Source organism: Novipirellula sp., from assembly GCF_041583735.1.
GTDB lineage: Bacteria > Planctomycetota > Planctomycetia > Pirellulales > Pirellulaceae > Novipirellula.
Window position 1 is genome coordinate 1 of record NZ_JBFHFD010000467.1, and the last position, 6,774, is coordinate 6,774.

5 protein-coding genes and 1 pseudogene are annotated in these 6,774 nt (G+C 55.9%); 2 read left to right on the forward strand and 4 right to left on the reverse strand.

The window, feature by feature from the left end; all coding sequences use genetic code 11:
* A pseudogene (locus ABX962_RS25930) lies at positions 1-306 on the forward strand (nicotinate-nucleotide diphosphorylase (carboxylating)); the annotation flags it as partial.
* Positions 307-408: 102 nt separating this feature from the next.
* Complete coding sequence (locus tag ABX962_RS25935; RefSeq protein WP_372723691.1) at positions 409-1,812, forward strand: undecaprenyl-phosphate glucose phosphotransferase; 1,404 nt, start codon at positions 409-411, stop codon at positions 1,810-1,812.
* A gap of 30 nt (positions 1,813-1,842) precedes the next feature.
* Here ABX962_RS25935 and ABX962_RS25940 read toward each other — a convergent pair whose 3' ends face one another.
* The 4 genes from ABX962_RS25940 to ABX962_RS25955 all read right to left on the reverse strand — a co-directional run.
* Positions 1,843-3,063, reverse strand: coding sequence for a hypothetical protein (locus ABX962_RS25940; protein WP_372723693.1), 1,221 nt, complete (start codon positions 3,061-3,063; stop codon positions 1,843-1,845).
* Entirely contained in the window at positions 3,060-3,809 is a 750-nt protein-coding gene (locus tag ABX962_RS25945) for a hypothetical protein (protein WP_372723695.1), read from the reverse strand. Before ABX962_RS25945 ends, ABX962_RS25940 begins: the two co-directional genes overlap by 4 nt.
* Positions 3,810-4,237: 428 nt before the next feature.
* Positions 4,238-5,581, reverse strand: a complete 1,344-nt coding sequence (locus tag ABX962_RS25950) for a TIGR03000 domain-containing protein (RefSeq protein WP_372723697.1) — start codon at positions 5,579-5,581, stop codon at positions 4,238-4,240.
* Positions 5,582-5,945: 364 nt separating this feature from the next.
* Positions 5,946-6,774: protein-L-isoaspartate O-methyltransferase (locus tag ABX962_RS25955; RefSeq protein ID WP_372723699.1), on the reverse strand; the 829-nt coding region annotated here is incomplete at its 5' end.

Sequence of the window (6,774 nt, forward strand, 5' to 3'; positions counted from 1 at the left end):
CATCTGGTGGCGCCAACCATGGTCGAGGTCGAAGTCGATTCGCTCGAGCAATTTCGCGACGTGATCTCCACGAACCCCGACATCATCCTGCTCGACAATTTTTCGCTCGACGCATTGTGTGAAGCCGTCGCGATCCGCGACCAGCAAAATCCTGCCGTCGAACTCGAGGCATCCGGGAACGTCACGATCGATACGATTGCCGATATCGCTAGAACCGGTGTAGAGCGAATTAGCAGTGGCGCTTTGACCCATCAAGCGACATGGTTAGACCTCGGTTTTGACTGGTTCGATAAAACGTTGAGCTAGGGTTCGGTACAGTCGCGATAAGGCGAGGCTCTCTCGTTTTTCCTCGAGAGTCCTGCCGCGCTTGTACAAAATTCGATACGCCCAATCGACCGGAAATGATTCATGCGGTTACCTATTCTTCCTCACCGCCATTGGTGGGATTTTTTTCAACCGTGTCTTGATGCCGCTGGCGTGATCGCCTCGTTAGCGACCGTCAAATGGATCGCCCGCGGCTGGGTCGACGACACGACCCTAGCGATGGGGCTGATCGCCGTCATCGTATTCTTGCTGACGGGGCATTTAACAGGACTGTACCGCAAATCGCATGCGGGTTCGGCCAACATGGAAATGTCCAGCATCGTGGGTGCCTGGAGCATGACCGTTTTGGTGCTCGCTTTGTTAGCGTTTGCCACCCGTTACGGACAAGAATTCGCTCGTTCGGTAATGCTTTGCTGGATCATCCTGGCGCCCACGATGATCGGTTTGGGACGCATGTGTTTACGCATTATTCAACAAGGATTGTTGCAGCGAGGCATCGGCACCCGCCGGATTGCCGTCGCGGGGCTCAACGAATTGGGCATCCAAATGGCGGACAATGTCGAACACGATCCCTCGCTCGGCTTCCAAATGGTTGGCTTTTTTGACGATCGGAACGAATTGCGATCCGAGCAAGCTTCGTCGCCGGCCAAATATTCGCTTGAAGGCGACCTGACGGAAATGATCCAAAAGGCGCGTGAGGGCGAAATCGACACCATCTTTATAACGCTGCCGATGCGAGCAGAGGATCGCATCCGCTATCTGCTTGACCAACTCAGCGACTCGACAGCGTCGGTCTATATCGTTCCCGACTTTTTTGTGTTTGAACTGCTGCACTCACGTTGGACCAGCATGGGAGGCATTCCAGCGGTCAGCGTGTTCGAGAATCCATTGTTTGGTGTCGACGGGGTGGTAAAGCGATTGACCGACGTCGCGATCGCTACCGCCGCCTTGATCGTGGCGGCGATACCGATGTTGGCCATCGCGATCGCAGTAAAGGTCACCTCACCCGGCCCGGTCTTTTTCCGCCAACGACGTTACGGATTGGATGGCCGAGAGATCCTGGTTTGGAAGTTCCGCTCGATGCGAACGTGCGACAATGGCGCGGTCGTGAAACAAGCGACGAAAGGGGACCCACGCGTGACTCGACTCGGAAACGTGCTTCGCCGCACCAGCTTGGACGAATTACCGCAGCTCTTCAACGTGATCGTTGGCACGATGTCGTTGGTCGGACCGCGACCTCATGCCTCGGCTCACAACGAACAATACCGCTGCCGAATTCGCGGCTACATGCTTCGCCACAAAGTGAAACCGGGCATCACCGGATTGGCACAAGTCAACGGATGTCGCGGCGAGACCGATACGATCGACAAGATGGAGCGGCGGATCGATTGGGACCACCGCTACATTCGCAATTGGTCGCTGTGGTTGGACCTCAAGATTCTGTTCAAGACGCTGCGAGTTGCCTGGAGCCAACCCGAAGCTTATTGATCCAGCCAGCGTATCAATCAAGCATTTTCATCAATCAAGCTCGAGCGGCTCATCCAACTCGGACAGCTCTTGCGGATCGCCCGCCCCTTGCTCGCGAAGTTTCTTCGCCGCTCGGCGGACCTTACGTTCGCGTTTTTTCAGCGTCTCCACTCGCTGCTTTAACTTCTCTTTATCCGCGGCAAGCTTTTCCTCACGCTGCCGCAGTTCGAGATCATCGACAACGCTTTCGTTGCGGGGAGCATCCTCAGCGACACTCGCCACCGATGGGATGGCGGGTTCGCAAGCGGATCGCAACAGCAACCATTTTGGCTCGATAAAAATGCAGTTCGCAGCGATCATCATGAAACCAAACGTTGCCATTCCCAGTGACGTCGCAATCCCACCATGCACCAAAATGGCGATCGCAATGACGACGGGACGACTGAGACGAGGCCACACCAACGCACAATAGAACACTTCCCAAAACAGGGTCAAATGCGTCAGTGCCGAGAAAACGCGTGGATAGCTGCCGATCCAAGTCATGTTCATGGATTGGTATTCGTAGTTGGCCATCGCAAACCAGATTGCAGTCCCGTCCCACCACAGCTCGCCACGCGCCTTGGCCAAACCGCCAAACAGATAGATCACGCAAAGGTGCAATTGCAGCAACCGCGTTCCCACATTGGACGCCACACTGGGCCGATTCTCGGGCAACAGCCACGCTAATTTCCGATTTGATCCGCGGCGTTCTGAAAAACGTTCGCGTAGCCATGCATCGACACTGAAACAGCTGCCGCTGGGCGTCAACATCAAATACATCGCCATGTACGTCACGATTTGATCAAGCCCAAACAGCGTTCCTGTCAAACGGTGGATGTACATGATTTGCAAAAACCAAGCCGCCGGCGCTGTCACACGGGTCATAAACCCGACCGCAAACGCCGCCGTGATCAGCAGCGTCAGACCGTGGTGCAACCACAACAGCAGCGGGTTACTCAGATGCCACAGATAGCTACGCCCCATATCGGACGAACCAAACGCACCATCGTGCAACTGCGCGATCGTGGCGTTGTTGATCCATGCGTGATCGCCAAGGAAATCACCAAGCTGCGTTGCCAACACGAGATGCGAATAAAACAGCATGCCGCCGGTTACGATTCGCAACACAGCCAACACCTGCGGATACCGCGGCGTGAACCAGAAACGGTCCCACGCGGTAACCAACTGTAACCCCCATGACTTGAAAAGTTCGATTACCGTTTGCCCGTTCATTCCTGGACCTCCGCTGCTGTCTCCGTCTGTGCCCCCGACGGTGGTTCTGCTCCCGCCGGTGACTCTGCTCCCGTCGGTGACTCTGGCGATCGATCCGGCGGTGGTGTTTCATCCTCGTTCACGCGGGGCGCACTCGGCTCGGCAGCAGGCTCAATATTTTTCGGCGCCGGAATTGCCTCAGGAAGGTTGCTTGATGTTTCGCTGGTTTGCTGAGGATCAAAGGCTTGGTCTCGCAACACGCGGTACAACCGCGGATCATTCAGCGGAATCGGATCATTGGCGAGTTCGATGAAACCGGGCAAGGCATGTTCGATGCGACGGATCACGACACGTCGACCGTTGTTTTTGTATTGCAGATGATCGACGATCGATTGGCGAACGTACTCGTAGCGGGCGCGTGATTGTTCCCACAGCTGCGCTCCCACAGGATCCAGTTTCGCGATCTCTTCGGGGGGATTGGGCGGCTGATAAATCTCGCTTAAATATTCCGCCAACATGAAATGACGGTGATAAAGCAGCCGGGGCCATTGATCCTCCAAACTCGGAATCATCTTCTCGTCGGTCTCTCCTGACGCATCCGTAATCGCAGCTTGAATTAAATGGCTGGGTCCCGGATCGGGAGCGAAGAAGGCATAGCCACGATCGATATACAGAAATTGAGTGTAGTCGCGAACCAGCGTCAGCAGCGTTTGAACCGAAGGCGAATCGCCCAATGCACCGCGAGTTTGAAAAGCGAGTGGGGGCAAGACGAGTGCTATCAGATGTACGCAGATGAGGATGGACACAAACCAGCGTATCCGTGCTGACACCCTCGGAGTTTCTTCGGTCGTCATGTCGCTAAAGCAGCTCCGCAGAAAATAATGTGGTAAGCAGGTCGTTCGGTGTCTACCGGTGAAACGTCGATCCTTTTGTGATCCGACGGGGCGAGCCGCAGTGAGCATCAATATTGCAGGAAACTTGCCCGCGGCTAGCGCCGTCGGCTCAGATCATGATGTGAAATGACTCATATTGACCTGCGTAGACCGTTCTAAGTTAGTCCGGGACGCGTGGAAGTACAGACGCGTTCACTGTCCCGATAGTGAACAGCCAAACAAAAAGCCGCGTTCTCGACGGGGAGAACGCGGCTCAATGATGCTTCGCTTTCCGCCTTTACGACGAATTGCAACCCGCAATATTATCGCTGAGCGATCGACGAATCGTTGAAATCGAAGACCAGCTCGGTGGTACCACCGGCAATCACGTCGACGGTTCGTTCTTTGCTAATAGGTTGACCGTTGACGATCGCGGTGACGTGAACGGTGTACCCGCTCCACTGTTCGCCAACCTTCAACTGGTTCGTGCGGAAGGTACGAATCGAACCTTGTCCCGCAGTCTCGTTGCCCGCCAGCGTGACCTTCGCGTCTTCAGGCACGTGCAACTTCACAACCGTCACCAATTCGTCGGTCTTCGGAGCCACTTTTTCTTCGCTGTTCGAAGTGTCGTTAGCCTCATTCAAATCGAAGACGATCTGCTCGACATCGCCGGGACGAAGCTTGACTTCCTTGGATTCCGATTGCGTTTCGCCATTGACGGTGTAGTCGACGTTCACGACATAGGTGTAGACGTAACCATCCTTCAAGCCACGCGACATGAACTGACGAACATTGCCTTCGCTGGTGGTGGCATGACCGTTGACGGTGACCGTCGCATCACTTGGCACAGCCACAGTCAACAGCGCCGAATCTTGCTCGATACTGGGCTTAGCCGATTCGTAACGAGTCGAGTCGTTGATCGTTTCGGTTGCGGTCGAAGCCGATGGCTCAGCCGAACCTTGCACTGGAGCGCTGACGCCCGAGTCGTAGCTGCTGTCGATAATCGTGCCTTCGATCGGTGCGGAGTACGTTTCGTAGCCCGATTCGATGATCGGTGACTCGTAACCGGCGTCAACACCCGAGGAAATCGGGGAGGAAACGGGACTCGAGTAGTGACCGTAGACCACACCGCCGGACGAACCGCCAGAGGATCCACCGGAGCTCAACGAATAGCTCGCATAGTGCACGTGACGTCCGCCCGAGCTGCCGCCGGAACTTCCGCCCGAGCTGCCATGGCTGCTCGATCCGCCGCTGCTACCGCCCGAACTTCCCTTGCTGTGCATCTTTGCGAACAGCCGACGGATCGGTCCAACGCGACCACCGGAGCTGCCCCCCGAACTGCCACTTGAGGCGTAAGAAACCGAGTAGCCCCCTGAGGCTCCGCCACTCGAACCACCGGAGGATCCACCGCTCGAGGCGCTGTAGTATCCGCCGCTTGACCCGCCGGACGAACCACCGCTGGATCCGCCACTCGAGCCAGCCGAAAAGCGGCGTGCTCGGTAGCTGCTCAACAGTCCTCCGCCGGAGGAACCACCCGAGGAAGAATAGCCACCGGACGAGCCGTAGCTGCCTCCCCATGAACCTCCCGCTTGAACCGAATTCGGCAAGCTAGAGAATAGGACCACCGATGCGGTGATGGTCAAAACCTGGAAATGCCTGATAGCCAATTCAATCCCCTCCGTCGATATTTGAACACGTTCTGAAAGCCTTGTAGCGATATCCGATACAATTGGTATCAGCGGTAGAATAACCGTTGAAATGCGTTAAACAAGCAGCCTGGGCAAAATTTACCGATTAGAAACAAGCTAGGGCGGCAATCGAACCACCCGACCTCGCCAAGGTTAACAATCCTCGCACCGGATTTCGGTACTCCGAAAACGAGAGCGAGCCGAGAAAAACCGCCTTTTCCTTGGCAAAATTGAGCTATTTTCCGCTGCCAAACTTTCAGCGGATCGAGTTACTTCGAGGCGGATACAGAGACAAAACGCCGCAGTTCGCCAGCGGCAGAAAAAAAGCACTTCAGGCGAAAATTCAGTCCACCTTTTCGATTGCAATGGCGTCGAATTCCGCCTTGCCAGTGGCTCCGAACAACCCAATCCGCAAAATTGCCTCGCGGGTTTGATGAGGGATTCGCACCAATCGACTGACATCACGCCACGACCGGGTGCCCCGAAACGGACCAAGCCAAAACGCGCCTAAATCACGCCGCTGTTCGTCATACAGGCTGATCGCGATCATCGGAACCGAATCAGGATTGGGGCCAATTTTGACGTTTTCGATCTGCACCCGTCCACTCAACCGGATCATGGACACTTCGCGGCCATCGATCGCGATGCCTTGCAGTAAATGCGAGCTCAATCCGGCTGTCTCGTTCTCAAATCGCACGAACGTCGCGCCTTCGGGGGCGGTCACGCGTGCGGATCCCGAAGACGACTGCGAACCCTCACTCTCGGATTCCGCAGACGGAGTGACCTGCCTGACTTGGCGTCCGTAGTACCACCCGGGAACGAAGTCTTCGGTCGAACTCTGCTCTGCGGTCGGCAGCGTCTCGAAATTTCCATTGATCACCACCGGGTTCGCGGGATCCGGCAATTGCTGGCGTCCCTCTTCCGCTTCGCCCGTCATCGGCACAAACAGGGTAGGGTGCAGTGCTTGGCGGACCAATTTTCCATCCACCTTCTGCATCCGATACAACGTCTGCTGGTAGCGTTGGCCGACGGGAATGATCATCAGCCCTCCTTCGCGAAGTTGTTCAATCAACGGCAGCGGCACCGATTCGGGACTGCAGGTGACGATGATCTTGTCGAATGGCGCGGCATCGGGCCAACCAAGAAAACCGTCCCCAATTCGGGTGGATACA